This is a genomic window from Qipengyuania sp. S6317L1, from assembly GCF_023015615.1.
In the GTDB taxonomy this organism is placed as follows: Bacteria; Pseudomonadota; Alphaproteobacteria; order Sphingomonadales; family Sphingomonadaceae; genus Erythrobacter.
On the sequence record NZ_JALKAJ010000002.1, the window covers coordinates 1 to 16,413 of the forward strand.

Genomic DNA, 16,413 nt, shown 5'->3' on the forward strand with positions numbered 1-16,413 from the left:
GATGACTATGATGGTGACGGGTTGCAGGAGGTGTATTTCGCGCTCACCGATGGCACAGCATTCTTGCGCGCCATCATGGAGGCCGATGGCAACATCCGCTACGCCAACTATCAGGACGAGCGCGGTGTGATCGACTATCTCACCGCCAATGGATTTGGCGAAGAGACATACGGCAACTGGTTCCCTGCCCCTGATGCGGATGGAGCAAGCAGCGCGGCGACAATGCCCGCCGCGGCGATCGCCCCGATGGACCTGTTTCACGCTGAAGTGTTTGGCTGACCGGGCCTGAGACCCGAAGCGCGCATCAGGCGCTGGGCGCAAGCCGCCTCACCAAATCCAAAAGCCAATCAACACAGCCTCTCGGTCACGTGCGACAGCGGGGCCATGGTGCGCCGTGTGTTCGCAGTAACCTTCTCTTGCGGGCAGTCCCCGATCCGCACCTGACGAAGCTAAAGAAGTGGCGGTGCAATCCGCTTTCCAAACGTCCCCTCCGAAGTGGAGGCGAATCAACTTGCACCTCGCGCCGCCGTTGTCGCAGATTAAGGCGTGTTAACTGGTCGGCCAGCTAGGACCATGGCACTTCTACGAACCTAAGATCGACGACACGGCTCTTTCTCAACCCATTGACAACGCGCAAGGTTTTGCCGCTGAATACCCCCCCTACAGGAATTCTTAAGTGTCGCCGTTTTGTAAAATCCGCGATCACATGCTCCTCTCTTTGACACATCTTGTCGGTGAGGCTCTTCGGGTCGCAACGAAAGCCTGTCGCAGGCAAAATCGAGTTATTGAGATGCGGCGCTCCTAACCCGCCGCTCCGGGCTGGTGTGTTATCGCTCGTAAGAAGGTTCGTCGCTGCACCCGGCGCCCCTGTCTTGCCTTTAAAGCGTGATGCATCAGCCCGGTACCACCCTCACCCACGCCTTCGGGCGATCCGGCCCGTCGTCAGAATGGCGATCAGGCCAACCTGCCAAAACCGTCACGTTAACGAATTTGCCGTTGCTGTGCGGTTGCGGGACACACCCTTGCAACTCGCTCCCCATCGAACACCTCTCAGGCTACGCGCCAATGCGCGCTATGACTTTGATCAGGAAACTCTTGGGCCGCCGCATTTTACGCGGCATGCCATTTGGAAGACGCACCCCTGCGGTGATCTGTCTGCCCAATGAAACACGCCCCGATAAAAGCGCCGCGACACCGTTCGATCCGGCTGACTTTTACGCAAAGAAAGTGGTCGAAGCAGACTTTGAAGAGATCGCACAGCCGCACGTCCCGGTCTTCAGGAATGCCCTGCCCAAAAAACCGGCCATGCCTTCACCGGCAGCTGCATCGGGCGCTGGCGAACCGTTGCGTTTCGACAGGCCGATTTTTCGCAGCGACAATGCGCCTGAGCCGCTGGTAAAATCCGCAGCGCGGAAACGCTCTATACTGCGTCAAACACACGCTCCGACACGCGCCGAAGAGGCGAGCCCTGCACCCAAACCGGCAAAACCGGGTTGGACGCCCGGCGCGCGCGCGATGACGCTGCTTGCGATTGTTGCAGTGCCAGCGGTTGCCGCAGCCGCGCAGAACCTTGGCAAACTTCCCGGCGATGCGCCGACCGAGGCGCAAATGGTAAGCGATCAGCTTCGCGAGGCGCTCGCCCGCAATCCTGCCATGCCATTTGAAAAGCCGGGTATGAGCTTTCCGGGCTCTGCCTTTTTCTTCCTTGCCGATCCGCCGCGCGAAACGCTGATCGCGCTGCCCTCGACTGATGCGACCATGCCCAAGACGGGAGAGGCGGGTCATGAATTGGGCGAATTGATCGACGCAGGACCAAGAGCAAATCCGTTTTTCAGCCACGGCGGAACCGGCCACCTGCGCGCCAGCAACTGCCTTGCACAGGCGATCTGGTACGAAGCGGCAAGCGAAAGCGAGGCGGGCAAGCGCGCGGTTGCACAAGTGGTTCTGAACCGTGTGGCGCACCCGGGTTGGCCGGGCAGCGTGTGCGGTGTGGTCTATCAAGGGTCCAACCGCAGCACAGGATGCCAGTTCAGCTTCACTTGCGACGGGAGCCTCAGCCGCAAGGCCAAGGGGCGTTCCTGGCAGGATGCACAAAGCATCGCCAATGAAGCGCTGAGCGGAAGCGTTTACGCGCCGATTGGCCACGCAACGCATTACCACACGCTTTGGGTGAACCCGTATTGGGCCTCCAGCCTGGATCACGTCGGCACCATCGGCGCGCACCGTTTCTACCGCAATCGCGGTGCGGGCGGCGAAAAGCGCGCTTTCACGCAAAGCTATGCCGGGATCGAGCCGGGGGTAGAGGCGCGCATCACCGCCCTGCCCGCGCTCGAAAACCCGCCGCGCTTGCCGGTCCAGGACGTAAGTCTGGCCGCGCCTGCACCAGCCAATGTGCGAAGCCCATCGCCGGCCTACAAGGAGCCAGCCGTGCCCGCCCAAGCGATTGCCGGACCCGGCGCGGTGCGACGCGACACGAGCGTATCCACCGTTGGCCAGGTCCGCGAGGATTATTCGCGCGCCGGACAATGGAAAAGCGATGTTGCGCGTTCCGAACTCCTAGAGGGGAAGGAAAAGAGCGCAAACACACCGCCAGAAGGCGCTTCGCATTAGAGGCAGTCGGTGCGTCCCGCCGCAGCTCCCGAACCCGCATTTTTCCGACACCGGGCGACCCACCGGATATCTTCGGCCAGGATCAGGGTTAACGCGCTCTCAACCCTAGTTTCACACAAAGCCTTAGCTGCTCCGTGGGTACTTCGTAACCCATCACAGCAAGCCGACGCGACGCCCCCACCCTCGCGTCAGAGTTTTGCCAAACTTGGACAAAAGCCCCCATGTCGATCCATTTTGCCCCGGCCAAGCCATCCGGACTTACCCACGCAAAGTCTGGGGCTGCAAAGAAAATTCTCAGACAAGCGCAAAGCAATGTGGCGAATGACAATGGCCCAGGTCGCGAAGCCGCTGACCGGGTGCTTCGCGCCGCGCTCCATCATTTTGCACAGCACGGTCTGGGCGCTGCCAAAGTAGCACGCGCGCAGGCGGAAAAAGCCTTTTTCGAAGGCGATCGTGACACTTACGACTGGTGGCTGGGTATTACGCGAACACTTGACCGGCGACTTGCGGCAAGCGTTTCGGGGCAATCCTGAACCGTTCAGCAAGCGCGCCGGGATCTGATGCATCGGTGTTGAACCCGCCAGTTTGCGGCGCTTTTGGTGGTTATCACAAGGTTAACGGCCGTTGACAAAGAATCAGCCCTGCGCCAGCGTTTTGCGCATGGCATCGCGGGTAGATTTCAACGACGGCGCTGACCTGCTGAAAAAACAGGGGCGGCAGAGCGAAACTAAGGGACAGGACGCAGGTGCGTCTTCGTTCCTTTTGCAGCATGCCGGGGACAATGAAGGCGGCGTTATGTCGCCAGATACCATCTCCCGCATCACGCCGACTGGCGTTGAAACGCTTCCGATCAATCACCCTGACCGCGTGCGTCCGAAGTTCGATTTTGGGAAAGGTTGGAAACACCTTCGCATCCTTGTGAAAGACAAGGATCGTACCGACGAACTGTTTGGCGTTCTCGACTCCATGCCCTGGCGTGCAGTCGGTGAGGAAGCAGCCGCATTCCTTGCCACTGATCGGGGCAAACACATTTACCAGACCGAGCCATATCTTCCCGATATTCTAGACGATCACGCACGTTTGAGGCAGATGCCAAAAGGCAGTTTCGCCGATATCTATTGCAATTTCATGGAATCCGAGGGGCTGACCGCTGCGGGACTAATCGAAGAGGCGAACGTATATCGCAAGGATAGCGCTATTCTTGAAGATGGCATTGAATGGTACAATAACCGGCTCCGCGACACCCACGATATTCTCCATGTCTTGACAGGCTATGGGCGCGATACTTTGGGGGAGCAATGCCTCCTTGCGTTTCTCTTTGACCAACGCCCCAGCCCAGGGCACCTCTTCCTAGGCTGGCTCGGCACACTCCTCATGAAAATGAAGCTTCCGACCAAAGCTCCGGTTCTGCGCGCATTCCTCCAGGCGCGTCGCAATGGCCGGTTGACCCAGCGCATCGTCGAACAGCCGATCCTCGACCTTCTTCCGCTTCCAATCGAAGAAGTTCGAAGAAGGCTCAATATCCTAGAGCCGACGACCTATCATCAGGCGCTCGATATATGGGAAGGCGAAGGCGTTGACCCTCACGCCCTGCTTGGACGGCAACCGGCTTAATCAGGGTCATAACGCGCCAAAGCGCACTCAGCGGGTTGGTCGTCTAGTGCTACTGCGTAAACCGTCCTTTGCCAAAAGGGCATAGAACCGGTGTTAACCACTCTGTGACTTCTTGAGGGTAGACCCTTGCGTGGGTAGCAGCAGGACGAACCACATCTTTAAGCTGAAATATCTTGTGTTAGGGCGTCCAGAAGAGAACGCGGTTGATCAAGTGGTTCGCAGAACCTTGGTCAAAGCGCTATATTCCAGCCCTTTTAGTCTCGTTATTGGCGCGGTGACCACTGTCACTGCGGCTTCGGCGGCAGCTTGGGTTTCCCAACTACCAGGTCTTTGGCTCGCGGCCGCTGTTTTGGCTATCATCGCCGCCGTGCGCATCGTCGCCTCTTTGGGACTGTCGCCTGATGACGAAGACAACTCGGTGACCACGCTCGAACTGACCTACGAAATAGGAGCATTCAGCTTCGCTTTGGCGCTTGGAACGACCGCTGCCTTCACAATTTTGGTCGATGCCGTATCGCAGGTTCAGGTGCTGATGGTTGCCAATGCGCTGGGCTATGGGGTCGGCGTCTCTGCGCGCAATGCAGGTCGTCCGATCATTGCTATTGGCCAATTGACCTTCTCATGCATCCCTATTGCAGTTGCCTCATTCTGGACGATGCAAATCGCATATGCTGCACTTGGCTTGACAATCTTCCTGTTGATCACTGCCCAATCGGTTATCACCCGGCGCATTTTCAGCGAACTGCGCGACTCCATTGCGTCTGCCAATGCCAATGCGCTGCTTGCGACCAAGATGGAAATTCAGGCCCACACCGATGTGGTCACCAACCTTGCGAACCGTGCGGGACTAAACCAGGCCTTGGCGCGGGCGATGGAGAATTTCACCGAAGAATCCAAGCTGGCCCTTATCTGGATCGACCTCGACCGCTTCAAGGAGGTCAACGATCTTCTCGGCCACCCTGTAGGCGACAAGGTTCTGAAAGGCGTGGCGCAGCGCCTTCAGGATGTGACGCCTGACGGCAGCACCGTTGCCCGCTTTGGCGGCGACGAGTTCATCGTGCTGTGCCCGATTGATGGCCTCAAACACGCAGAGCTTATCGCGAGCGAAATCCACTGCGAGATCATGTGCCCCATGCGCATTGATGGCGAGTTGCTTGAGATCCGCGCGTCGTTGGGCGTTGCGCTTTTGCCCGATGACACCGAAGATGCCGAGCAGCTTATGCAACGCGCCGACCTTGCGCTTTATCATGCCAAGGTGGGCGGGCGTGCCCAGACGTGTTTCTACGAGCCGTCCATGAGCCGCGACCTTGTGCGCCGACGCGAGATCGAAGCCGAGCTGCGGACCGCGATCCAGCGTGACGAGCTTTCGATCTTCTTCCAGCCGATCGTTGATCTGGAAACCGGCAAGATCAAGACGTTCGAGGCTCTGGTGCGTTGGTTCCACCCGGACAAGGGCGAGCTTCGCCCGGACGAATTCATCCCGGTCGCCGAAGAAACCGGCGTCATTGTCACGCTTGGCAACTGGATCACGGTTCAGGCCGCGCGCATCGCTGCAAGCTGGCCCGACGATGTGACGGTCGCGGTCAACCTCTCGCCCTTGCAAATCCGTGCGCCCGGCGCTGCTCTGGGGATCAAGAACGCACTTCGCGAAGCCGGCCTTCCCGCACACCGGCTTGAGCTTGAGGTGACCGAAAGCCTGTTTATCGAGGACAATCACGCAACGGCCGCCTTTATCGAAGAACTGTCCGAGATGGGCGTGCGCTTTGCGCTCGATGACTTCGGCACGGGCTACTCCTCCTTGAGCTATATCAACTCCTTCCCCTTCTCCAAGATCAAGGTCGACCGCAGCTTTGTCTCCGGCTCTCAGGCCGGGCAAAAGAGCGATGCGATCATTCAGGCGGTGGCCAAGATGGGCAATACTCTTGGCATGGATATTGTCGCAGAAGGGCTCGAGACCGCCGATCAGGTATCCGCAGTGCGCGCGGCGGGCTGTAACCTTGGCCAGGGCTATCACTTCAGCCGCGCGGTGCCCGATTACCTTGCTGCCATGCTGCTCTCGCAAGAGCGCGGCGATGACAGGCAACGGGCGAGCGCCTGAGCCAATCCTTTCCGCTAAAGGCGAGCTATTGCAAAGACTAGGTGTTTGCGCATAGGCTTATTGCAATTGCAAACTGTTTGCAAAGATAGATGGCACTTGCGCCCTATTCACGGTTGCAATCACCCTGATGCCAGCCTAGGTCCGCCCAAAGACCGGAGTCTGGCGGCTTGGGACAATCGCCTTTTACGCTCCTTCGTGTGATATGTCCGTCCCGCAAGACTTTTTGGGAAGGATCACCCCTTTATGGCTCGCAAGAAAATCGCGCTTATCGGTTCAGGCATGATTGGCGGCACGCTCGCTCACCTCGCCGCTAAGAAAGAGCTTGGCGATATTGTCCTGTTCGACATCGCCGAAGGCATGCCGCAGGGTAAGGCACTGGACCTGTCGCAGTGCGGCCCGGTTGAGGGTTTCGACGCCAAGATCACCGGCTCTAACGACTATGCCGATATCGCTGGCGCAGACGTTGTGATCGTCACCGCTGGCGTTCCGCGCAAGCCTGGCATGAGCCGCGATGACCTTCTGGGCATCAACTTGTCCGTGATGAAGTCCGTTGGCGAAGGCATCAAGAACAATGCGCCTGACGCTTTTGTTATCTGCATCACCAACCCATTGGACGCGATGGTGTGGGCTCTGCGTGAGTTCTCCGGCCTCCCCCACAACAAGGTCGTCGGCATGGCAGGCGTTCTCGATAGCGCGCGCTTTGCGACTTTCCTTGCATGGGAGTTCGATTGCAGCGTCAAAGACGTCAACGCCTTCGTGCTTGGCGGCCACGGCGACACCATGGTTCCTGTGAAAAGCTACACCACGGTGAACGGCATTCCGGTTGACGATTACGCCAAGATCAAAGGCGTCTCCGAGACCCGCATCGACGAAATCGTAGACCGCACCCGCAAGGGCGGCGGCGAGATCGTTGGCCTGCTCGGCAATGGTTCGGCCTACTACGCGCCCGCCACATCGGCGATTGCGATGGCCGAAGCGTATCTCGGCGACCAGAAGCGCATCCTTCCTTGCGCCTCCTTCGTCGAAGGCAAATACGGCCTCGACGGGCTTTACGTCGGCGTTCCGACAGTGATCGGCGCAGGCGGCACCGAGGAAGTGGTCGAAATCGAGCTTTCGGACGAAGAGAAAGCCAACCTCAAAGTCTCAACCGACGCAGTCGAAGAGCTGCTTGAGGCGTGTAAGGGCCTGGATAGCAGCCTTGCGTAAGGTCCTCGCCGCTCTCGTAATTCCCGGAGCACTTGCCGTGATGCCATCTGCGCTATTTGCTCAGGATGGAGCAATGTGGCGTGATGACAGAGGGCGGCCAATGGAACTTGGTCTGGCTGGCGGAGGAAACTCTCCGCCAGCGCCGCAAACTTTTGTGGCCACAGACATGGCTGACGCATTCGTGAAGTTTTGCGTCAACACTCAAGGTCAGCAGGCAGGCGTATCCGAGGTTGCGAATGATGAGGGGCTGCAGGTTTCGATCAGCGACATTGCAGTAGCAAGGAAGGCCTCGCCATCTGATATGCTGATTGCAAGCGGCCCCGGATTGGTCGTTTCGCAAACCGACCAAGTGCTCGAATACGATTTCACCCAATGCAACGTGAACTTTTTCGTCGATGCTTTGCCAGAAAACGAAACGGTCGAAGCCGCGCTGATGGTGGCCCTTGGTGGTGCGCCCGACAACGAAACGGATAGAGTTAAAAAGAACGGCAAGCCGAACAAAGGTTACAAGCCGGAGTGGCGCGTCACCGGTGATGACGGCACTGTGTTTGTACTGCAGTTCAACGTCATGAAATCCAACCGATACTTGATAGGAGATCGCGTGCTTTTTGGGCTTCGCGAAGTGGTGGAGAAATAGAAATGAGCATCCTGATTAACAAAGACACCAAGGTCATCACGCAAGGGATGACCGGTAACACCGGCACCTTCCACACGCAGCAGGCCCTCGATTACGGCTCGCAAATGGTGGCAGGTGTGACGCCGGGCAAAGGCGGAACCGAGCATATCGGCATTCCGCAGTTCAACACCGTAGCCGAAGCGAAAGCGGCAACGGGCGCGACTGCTTCCTGCATCTACGTCCCCCCACCCTTCGCAGCAGACGCGATTTGTGAGGCGATTGACGCGGAAGTCGAGCTCATCATCTGCATCACCGAGGGCATCCCCGTGCTCGATATGGTGCGCGCCAAGGCTGCCCTTAAAGGCTCCAAATCGCGCCTCATCGGTCCGAACTGCCCCGGCGTTCTGACCCCTGATGAGTGCAAGATCGGCATTATGCCGGGTTCGATCTTCAAGAAGGGTTCGGTCGGCGTTGTTTCGCGTTCCGGCACGCTCACTTATGAAGCCGTGCACCAGACCACTATGGTTGGCCTTGGCCAGACCACAGCAGTCGGCATTGGCGGTGACCCTGTGAACGGCACCAACTTTATCGACGTGCTCGACCTCTTCCTTGATGACCCCGAAACCACATCGATGATCATGATCGGCGAAATCGGCGGTTCGGCTGAAGAAGAAGCGGCGGAATTCCTTAAAGCAGAAGCCGCCAAGGGCCGCTCCAAGCCAACGGTCGGCTTTATCGCAGGCCGCACAGCGCCTCCGGGCCGCCGCATGGGCCACGCCGGCGCGATTGTGTCCGGCGGCAAAGGCGGCGCAGAAGACAAGATCGCAGCGATGGAAGACGCGGGCATCCGCGTTTCGCCTTCGCCATCAGAACTGGGCACCACGCTCGATGCCATGCTGAAAGAAATGGCCTAAAACTACAGGGGCGTTTTGCCAAAAATGGCCGAACGCCCCGTTCCTCCTCCCCAGGACAAAGCTCATGAACAAAGAGACCGCCAGTTTCATCCCTGAAATGATCGATCAGGAAGGCCCCCAACCGGGCCCGTCCTGGGGCAATCCCAAATGGATGAGCGAAGTCGCCGATGCGGGCGCCGATCTGACCGGCGCGATGGACCCGACGCAGATGCGTCTGGAGGTCGAAAAGGCGGTCAAATCCGCTTCAAAAGCAGCGGGCAAGCCAACCGACGAAGAGGCACTGCGTTACGCATCGGACCTGTCGAACAAGGCGATGACCCTTGTGCGGCTTTACCGCGTGCGCGGGCATCTTTCGGCAAATCTCGACCCGCTGGGCATCAGCCAGAAACGCGGCGATCCCGCCGACCTCACCCTCGCCTTCCATGGTCTTGACGGCAAGGAAAACGAAGAGGTCTATGTCGGCGATGTTCTTGGCATGGAGTGGACCACGATTGGCGCGCTCCATAAACGGCTACGCGAAGTGTACTGTGGCAATGTCGGCCTTGAATACATGCACATCGCCGACACCGAAGAACGCCGTTTTCTTCAGGACAAGTTCGAAAGCCCCGGCGATACGATCGAATTTACGCCAGAGGGTAAAAAGGCGATCCTCGCTGCTGTCCTTCGCGGCGAAGGTTACGAGGAATTTCTCGGCAAGAAATATGTCGGGACCAAGCGGTTCGGCCTTGATGGCGGCGAGAGCATGATCCCGGCGCTTGAGGCCGTTATCAAGCACGGCGGCTCGGCTGGCGTTCGCGAAATCGTTTACGGCATGGCGCACCGCGGGCGTTTGAACGTCCTCGCCAATGTGATGGCCAAGCCATACAAGGTTATCTTCCACGAATTTTCCGGCGGCACCGCCAACCCCGAAGATGTGGGTGGTTCGGGCGATGTGAAATATCACCTCGGAACCAGCACCGACCGCGAATTCGACGGCATTAGCGTGCACATGTCGCTCACGCCCAACCCCTCTCACCTCGAAACGGTGAACCCGGTGGTTCTGGGCAAGGTGCGCGCGCAGCAGGCGATCCGCGATGATCTGGCCTCGAAGAAAGAGGTCCTGCCCGTCCTCATCCACGGCGATGCGGCCTTTGCGGGTCAAGGCGTCGTGTGGGAAAGCCTCAGCCTGTCAGGCGTCAACGGCTATGACACGGGCGGCTGCATCCACTTCATCATCAACAACCAGATCGGCTTTACCACCTCGCCAAAGTTTGCGCGCAATTCGCCCTATCCAAGCGATGTTGCAAAAGGCGTGATGGCGCCGATCCTGCACGTCAACGGCGATGATCCCGAAGCGGTGACCTTCGCGTGCAAGCTGGCGATTGAATACCGTCAGACCTTCCACCGCGATGTGGTGATCGACATGTGGTGCTATCGCCGGTTTGGCCACAACGAGGGCGACGAGCCCAAGTTCACCCAGCCGTTGATGTATGACAAGATCAAGAACCACGCCAAGGTCAGCCGCGTTTACGAACAGCGCCTGATCGAAGAGGGCGTGATCGACGAAGGCCACCGCGCGAGTGTTGCGCAGGAATTTGTCGACCTGCTCGAAGAAGAGTTCGAGGCGGCCAAGAGCTATTCGGCCAATCAGGCGGACTGGTTCGGCGGGCGTTGGACCGGCCTTAACAAGCCGGCCGATGACGAAACCGCGCGCCGCGGCATCGAAACCGCAATCGAGCGCAAGGCGTTTGACGCGCTGGGCCGCACTTTGACGAGCGTTCCCGATGATGTGAACATCCACAAGACGCTTGCCCGCGTGCTCAAGGCAAAATCGGAGATGTTCGAAAGCGGCGAAGGCTTTGATTGGGCCACCGCAGAAGCGCTCGCCTTCGGCAGCCTCGTCATGGAAGGATATGGCGTTCGCCTGTCGGGTCAGGATTCAGGCCGCGGCACTTTCTCGCAACGTCACGCGGTGTGGGTCGACCAGAAAACCGAAGACAAATACATCCCCCTCACCACCCTGCCCCACGGCAAGTTCGAGGTCTACGACAGCACGCTCTCCGAATACGGCGTGCTCGGCTTCGAATACGGCTTTGCCATGGCGGATCCGAAGTCTCTGGTGTTGTGGGAAGCGCAATTTGGCGACTTTGCCAACGGCGCGCAGATCATGATCGACCAGTATATCGCGGCGGGCGAGGCCAAATGGCTGCGCGCAAACGGGCTCGTGATGCTGCTGCCGCACGGTTACGAAGGTCAGGGGCCAGAACACTCCTCGGCTCGCCTTGAACGCTTCCTGCAATTGTGCGCGAGCGACAATATCCAGGTGTGCAACATCACCACGCCTGCCAACTACTTCCACGTGCTGCGCCGCCAGATGCTGCGTCCGTTCCGCAAGCCTCTCGTTATCATGACGCCTAAATCGCTTTTGCGTCACCCGATGGCGAAATCCTCGCGCGAGGAATTCCTCGGCGACTGGCAATTCAAGCGGATCAAGTCCGACCCTTCGATGGAGCCGGACAGCCCCGCCGATGAAAAGATCAAGCGCGTTGTCCTGTGTTCGGGCAAGGTCGCCTATGACCTGATCGAGAAGCGCGATGCAGAAGGCATCGACGACATCACGATCATCCGCATCGAACAGCTCTACCCCTTCCCGGGCGAGCCTTTGGGCCTGCGCCTTAGCCGGATGAAGAACCTCAAAGAGGTCATCTGGTGTCAGGAAGAGCCCAAGAACAACGGCGCGTGGTTCTTCGTTGAAAACCAGATCGAAAAGGCGCTCGAACTGGGCGGCCATTTCGGAATGCGGCCTTTCTACGTCGGGCGCGCGGCATCGGCTTCGCCTGCCACGGGTCTTGCCAAACGCCACGCTGAACAACAAGCCCGCCTTGTTGCCGAAGCTCTTGGTCTTGCTGAATAATTTTACGCCGATTCAAATTTAGGATTACTCGAAATGGCTACAGAAATCACAGTCCCGGTTCTGGGTGAATCGGTCACAGAAGGCTCCATCGGGGAATGGCTGAAACAGCCGGGCGACGCGGTCGCCGTCGATGAAGCGATCTGCTCGCTTGAAACAGACAAGGTCGCGGTTGACGTGCCCTCGCCTGTTGCAGGCATCTTGAGCGAACACCGCGCAGCCGAAGGCGACACTGTCGAAGTCGGCGCTGTTCTCGCGATCGTCGAAGAGGGTGAAGGCGCTCCTGCGTCAAAGCCTGCTGCGGCCAAGGAAGACACACCTGCTCCGGCGGCATCTTCGGCAAACGCCGAGGGTTCCTCTGACGCATCGCAGACCTTGTCCCCGGCGGTCCGCCGCGCGGTTCTTGAGCACGGTGTCGATCCATCGACGATCAAGGGCACCGGCAAAGGCGGGCGCATCACCAAGGAAGATGTGCTCGAAGCGGCCAAGAACAAGGACAAAGGACCGGCTCCTGCGCCCGCAGCATCAGCAGCTCCAGCGCCAGCCGCAGCCGGCGAACGCCGCGAAGAACGCGTCAAGATGACCCGTATGCGCCAGACCATCGCCAAGCGTCTCAAAGGCGCTCAGGAAGAGGCGGCGCTGCTCACCACGTTCAACGATGTGGACATGAGCGCGGTCATCGAAGCGCGCACCAAATACAAGGATATGTTCGCCAAGAAGCACGACATCCGTCTGGGCTTCATGGGCTTTTTCGCGAAAGCTGCGTGCCTCGCATTGAAAGACGTGCCAAGCGTCAACGCCTATATCGAAGGCGATGAGATCGTCTATCACGACTATGTCGATATCTCGGTCGCCGTATCGGCTCCGAACGGCCTCGTGGTCCCTGTGATCCGCGATTGCCAGGACAAGGGCTTTGCCCGCATCGAGAAAGACATCGCTGACTTCGGCAAGCGCGCCAAGGACGGCACGCTCACCATGGCCGATATGACCGGCGGCACGTTCACCATCTCCAACGGCGGTGTGTTCGGATCGTTGATGTCGACCCCGATCATCAACCCGCCGCAGTCCGCAGTGCTGGGTCTTCACCGCATTGAAGATCGCCCTGTTGCGATCAATGGCGAGGTCGTGATCCGTCCGATGATGTATATTGCGCTGAGCTATGACCACCGTCTGATCGACGGCCGCGAGGCTGTGACGGCGCTTAAGATCATCAAGGAAGCGATCGAAGATCCGACCCGGATGCTGATTGATCTGTAAGGCCATGGGGACCATTGCCCCAACCGACCAAACAGGCTTCGACGCCGAATTCAACAGGCGCCGCTATAACCACTCGGTAACCCAAACCCTGCCCCAATTTTGGGCGCGGTTTGGGGGATTGCCAGATGTGGCGGGCAAGCACGTGCTCGACTTTGGCTGCGCGCGCGGGGGGATGGTGCACACCATGCTTGAGGCGGGAGCCAAAAGCGCGTGCGGGATCGACATCAACCCGGATTACATTGCCTTTGCCAAGGCCAAACATGCTGACCAATGGGGTGATAAAGCCCAATTCGTGTGCGGCGATATTCGCGAACAATCGCTTGAACCCGCCGATATCATAACCTCGTGCAATGTCATGGAACACGTGTTGGACCTGCGCGAAACGCTGGCCGCGCTGGTCAATCACGCCAAGCCCGGCGGCGATCTCTTCATCGGTTTTTCGCCCCTGTGGCACTCGCCCTTCGGGCATCACCGGCTGATCAAAACGCGCAGGCCATGGGCGCATCTTGCGCGAGGCAACCGCGCCTTTCTCGACCGCCTCGTTGATGACGAAGGCAATTCGCCCGAGACGATCCAAGAGCTTGGCTTTAATGGCGCAACACCTGCCGACTTTCGCAGCAGCCTCAAAGGCCTACCGGTCGAGATTGTCTCGGCCCGCCGAAACGTCGCCACACACCCGCTCAAACAGATCGCGATGAAGGCACTGCTCCTTCCTTCCGCGTTTTCAGCATTGGAAAAATACGTCACAATCGGCATTTACTGGCATCTGCGGCGCACAAAATGACAACTTCTTCGCCAAAAACAGCAATGGCGAAACCGGATCAAAGTGCCTAGATACCAAAGAGATTCAAATTCACGCTATCACATCTTTAGCCAAACGAACGGGATCAAGACGAACCATGGCTGACACTTCATACGACTACGATTGCCTTGTTATCGGCGCTGGCCCAGGCGGCTATGTCGCTGCCATTCGCGCGGCGCAATTGGGCCTCAAGACGGCCTGCGTGGAAAGCCGCGAGACGCTGGGCGGAACCTGCCTCAACGTGGGCTGTATCCCGTCAAAGGCGCTGCTTCATGCCTCCGAACTGTTTGAAGAGGCCGAGGGCGGTCACTTTGCAACCTGGGGCATTGATGCCAAGGCAACGTTCGACCTGTCGAAAATGATGGCCGAAAAGCGCAATGCCGTGGGCGATCTTACCGGCGGCATCGAGTTCCTGTTCAAAAAGAACAAGGTCACATGGCTTAAAGGTCTCGGCTCTTTCGTCGATGCGCATAGTGTCAAAGTGGGTGATGAGACCGTCACCGCGAAAGACATCGTGATCGCAACGGGTTCTTCCGTCACGCCTCTCCCCGGTGTCGAGGTCGATAACGCAGCCGGTCGCATCGTTGACAGCACCGGCGCGCTTGAGCTTTCCGAAGTGCCAGAGCACCTTGTCGTCATCGGCGGCGGTGTCATCGGCCTTGAGCTTGGCTCGGTCTGGCGTCGCCTTGGCGCGAAGGTCACCGTGGTTGAATTCCTGCCGCAGATCCTCCCCGGCATGGACGAGGAAGTGCGCAAGGAAGCGAACAAGATCTTCAAGAAACAGGGCCTCAACTGGATGCTTGGCCACAAGGTCACGGGTGCGCAGGTGAAGGGCAAGACAGTCAATCTCACCATCGAGAAAGCCGAAGGCGGGGATGAGCAGACTGTGGAGGCAAGCCATGTGCTCGTCTCCATTGGCCGTCGTCCCAACACCGATGGCCTTGCGCTCGACAAGGCCGGCCTTGAGGTGAACAATCGCGGCCAGATCGAAATCGATCACGATTTCAGCACCAGCGTTGATGGCATCTGGGCGATTGGCGATGTGGTCCCCGGCCCGATGCTCGCCCACAAGGCCGAGGATGAAGGCGTTGCCGTGGCTGAAAATATCGCTGGCGAAACCGGCATTGTGAACCACGATGTAATCCCGAACGTGGTCTATACCACGCCGGAAATCGCAGGCGTTGGCCTAACCACCGAACAGGCGATTGAGGCAGCGGGCGGCGACAAGTCCAAGGTCAAGGTCGGCAAATTCCCGATGATGGCGAACAGCCGCGCCAAGGCAAACCGCGACACCGACGGCTTTGTGAAAGTCATTGCGGATGCGGAAACCGACCGCGTTCTGGGCGTTTGGATGATCAACAGCCTTGCGGGCACGATGATCGCACAGGCCGCGCAAGCGATGGAATTTGGCGCAACGTCCGAAGACATCGCCTACACCTGCCACGCGCACCCCACCCACGCCGAGGCGTTTAAGGAAGCCGCGATGGCGGTTCAGGGCAAGCCTATCCATATGTGATGGCACGCGATGGGGCGAGCTCTGGCGGGATGTCGTGGCTAAGGCTGCGCATTGCCGCGATGCTCGCCCTTGGCGTGCCCACCTTGTCGGGGCTGGTCTTCCTCGCGCTATTTGGCGCACCGCAAAACTATATGATTGTGAACGCGGCGGCCCTTGCAGCAGGGTTCGCCGCGATTGCTTTTGTCCCGGTGCCGCGTGCGCCATACATACGCCGCGCGGTTGTGTTGGCGCTTCTTATACTGCTCGCTGCGCCCTTGATCCTCGGGCCGGATGTCAACGGGGTCCAGCGGTGGGTCGCTGCCGGCGGGCTATCGCTGCACGTGGGTTCGCTGACGATCCCGCTGATCGCGTGCCTTGCCGCGCGTGATCGCCCCTTTGCCGCGCCCGTCCTGCTCGCTGCGATCTTTCTCTCCCTCTTGCAGCCCGATGCAGCCTCGTCCTTCGCGCTCATGCTGGCGAGCGTGGGGCTGTATTTTGCATGGCTCGACTGGAAGCTGGGCGTGACCGCGATTGCAGGCTTTGCAGCCGGTCTTTCAGCCGCCGTGCGCGGCCGACTGCCGCCCCAGCCTTTCGTCGAGGGGCTCATCGCCGATCTTATCGTGGTCGCTCCATGGCTTGCCCTCTGGCTCATATCGAGCCTGTTGATCGCATTTCTCCTGATCCTCAAAGCCCTGCCCCGCCCGCCTGCGGAACGGTTTGCTCTGGCAGGGGCGCTGGCGGGGTTCTCCCTCACCGGGCTTATGGCGAGCTATCCATTCGTGCTTGTCGCGTATGGGGCGGCGCCGATCCTCGGGTTTGGACTTGCGCTCGGGGGAGCAGCGCGAAAACCGGGCTGAGTCCACTTCTTTGTGGACCGTTGATGGGTTAGACCCCTTCGCCAGGAGAGGGAG

At 59.1% G+C, this 16,413-nt stretch carries 13 protein-coding genes; all 13 read left to right on the forward strand.

The genetic code is table 11. The features are described 5' to 3' along the window. Positions 1–279, forward strand: a 279-nt coding sequence (locus tag MWU38_RS01330; protein WP_247270039.1) for a hypothetical protein, incomplete at its 5' end; no start/stop codon positions are given. 840 nt (positions 280–1,119) lie between these two features. Beyond that, on the forward strand, positions 1,120–2,610 hold the full coding sequence (locus MWU38_RS01335; RefSeq protein WP_247270040.1) for a cell wall hydrolase: 1,491 nt from the start codon (positions 1,120–1,122) through the stop codon (positions 2,608–2,610). A 221-nt stretch (positions 2,611–2,831) separates the two neighbouring features. Then, complete coding sequence (locus tag MWU38_RS01340; RefSeq protein WP_247270041.1) at positions 2,832–3,143, forward strand: hypothetical protein; 312 nt, start codon at positions 2,832–2,834, stop codon at positions 3,141–3,143. A 127-nt stretch (positions 3,144–3,270) separates the two neighbouring features. Further along, entirely contained in the window at positions 3,271–4,224 is a 954-nt protein-coding gene (locus MWU38_RS01345) for a Coq4 family protein (RefSeq protein ID WP_247270042.1), read from the forward strand. Positions 4,225–4,573: 349 nt separating this feature from the next. Beyond that, complete coding sequence (locus MWU38_RS01350) at positions 4,574–6,322, forward strand: EAL domain-containing protein (protein WP_247270043.1); 1,749 nt, start codon at positions 4,574–4,576, stop codon at positions 6,320–6,322. A 243-nt stretch (positions 6,323–6,565) separates the two neighbouring features. Beyond that, on the forward strand, positions 6,566–7,528 hold the full coding sequence (gene mdh, locus MWU38_RS01355; RefSeq protein WP_247270044.1) for a malate dehydrogenase: 963 nt from the start codon (positions 6,566–6,568) through the stop codon (positions 7,526–7,528). 166 nt (positions 7,529–7,694) lie between these two features. Continuing rightward, entirely contained in the window at positions 7,695–8,165 is a 471-nt protein-coding gene (locus tag MWU38_RS01360) for a hypothetical protein (protein WP_247270045.1), read from the forward strand. 2 nt (positions 8,166–8,167) lie between these two features. Further along, entirely contained in the window at positions 8,168–9,058 is an 891-nt protein-coding gene (sucD, locus tag MWU38_RS01365; protein WP_247270046.1) for a succinate--CoA ligase subunit alpha, read from the forward strand. A 64-nt stretch (positions 9,059–9,122) separates the two neighbouring features. Beyond that, positions 9,123–11,951, forward strand: coding sequence for a 2-oxoglutarate dehydrogenase E1 component (locus tag MWU38_RS01370; RefSeq protein ID WP_247270047.1), 2,829 nt, complete (start codon positions 9,123–9,125; stop codon positions 11,949–11,951). Positions 11,952–11,984: 33 nt separating this feature from the next. Beyond that, positions 11,985–13,205 carry a 2-oxoglutarate dehydrogenase complex dihydrolipoyllysine-residue succinyltransferase gene (odhB, locus tag MWU38_RS01375; protein WP_247270048.1) on the forward strand — a complete coding sequence of 407 codons (1,221 nt, stop codon included), beginning with the start codon at positions 11,985–11,987 and terminating at the stop codon, positions 13,203–13,205. A gap of 4 nt (positions 13,206–13,209) precedes the next feature. Further along, positions 13,210–13,989, forward strand: coding sequence for a class I SAM-dependent methyltransferase (locus MWU38_RS01380; protein WP_247270049.1), 780 nt, complete (start codon positions 13,210–13,212; stop codon positions 13,987–13,989). A 115-nt stretch (positions 13,990–14,104) separates the two neighbouring features. After that, complete coding sequence (lpdA, locus tag MWU38_RS01385) at positions 14,105–15,523, forward strand: dihydrolipoyl dehydrogenase (protein WP_247270050.1); 1,419 nt, start codon at positions 14,105–14,107, stop codon at positions 15,521–15,523. Further along, positions 15,523–16,359 (forward strand): hypothetical protein, encoded by an 837-nt coding sequence (locus MWU38_RS01390; protein ID WP_247270051.1) that lies wholly within the window; start codon positions 15,523–15,525, stop codon positions 16,357–16,359. Before lpdA ends, MWU38_RS01390 begins: the two co-directional genes overlap by 1 nt. Positions 16,360–16,413 lie beyond the last annotated feature (54 nt).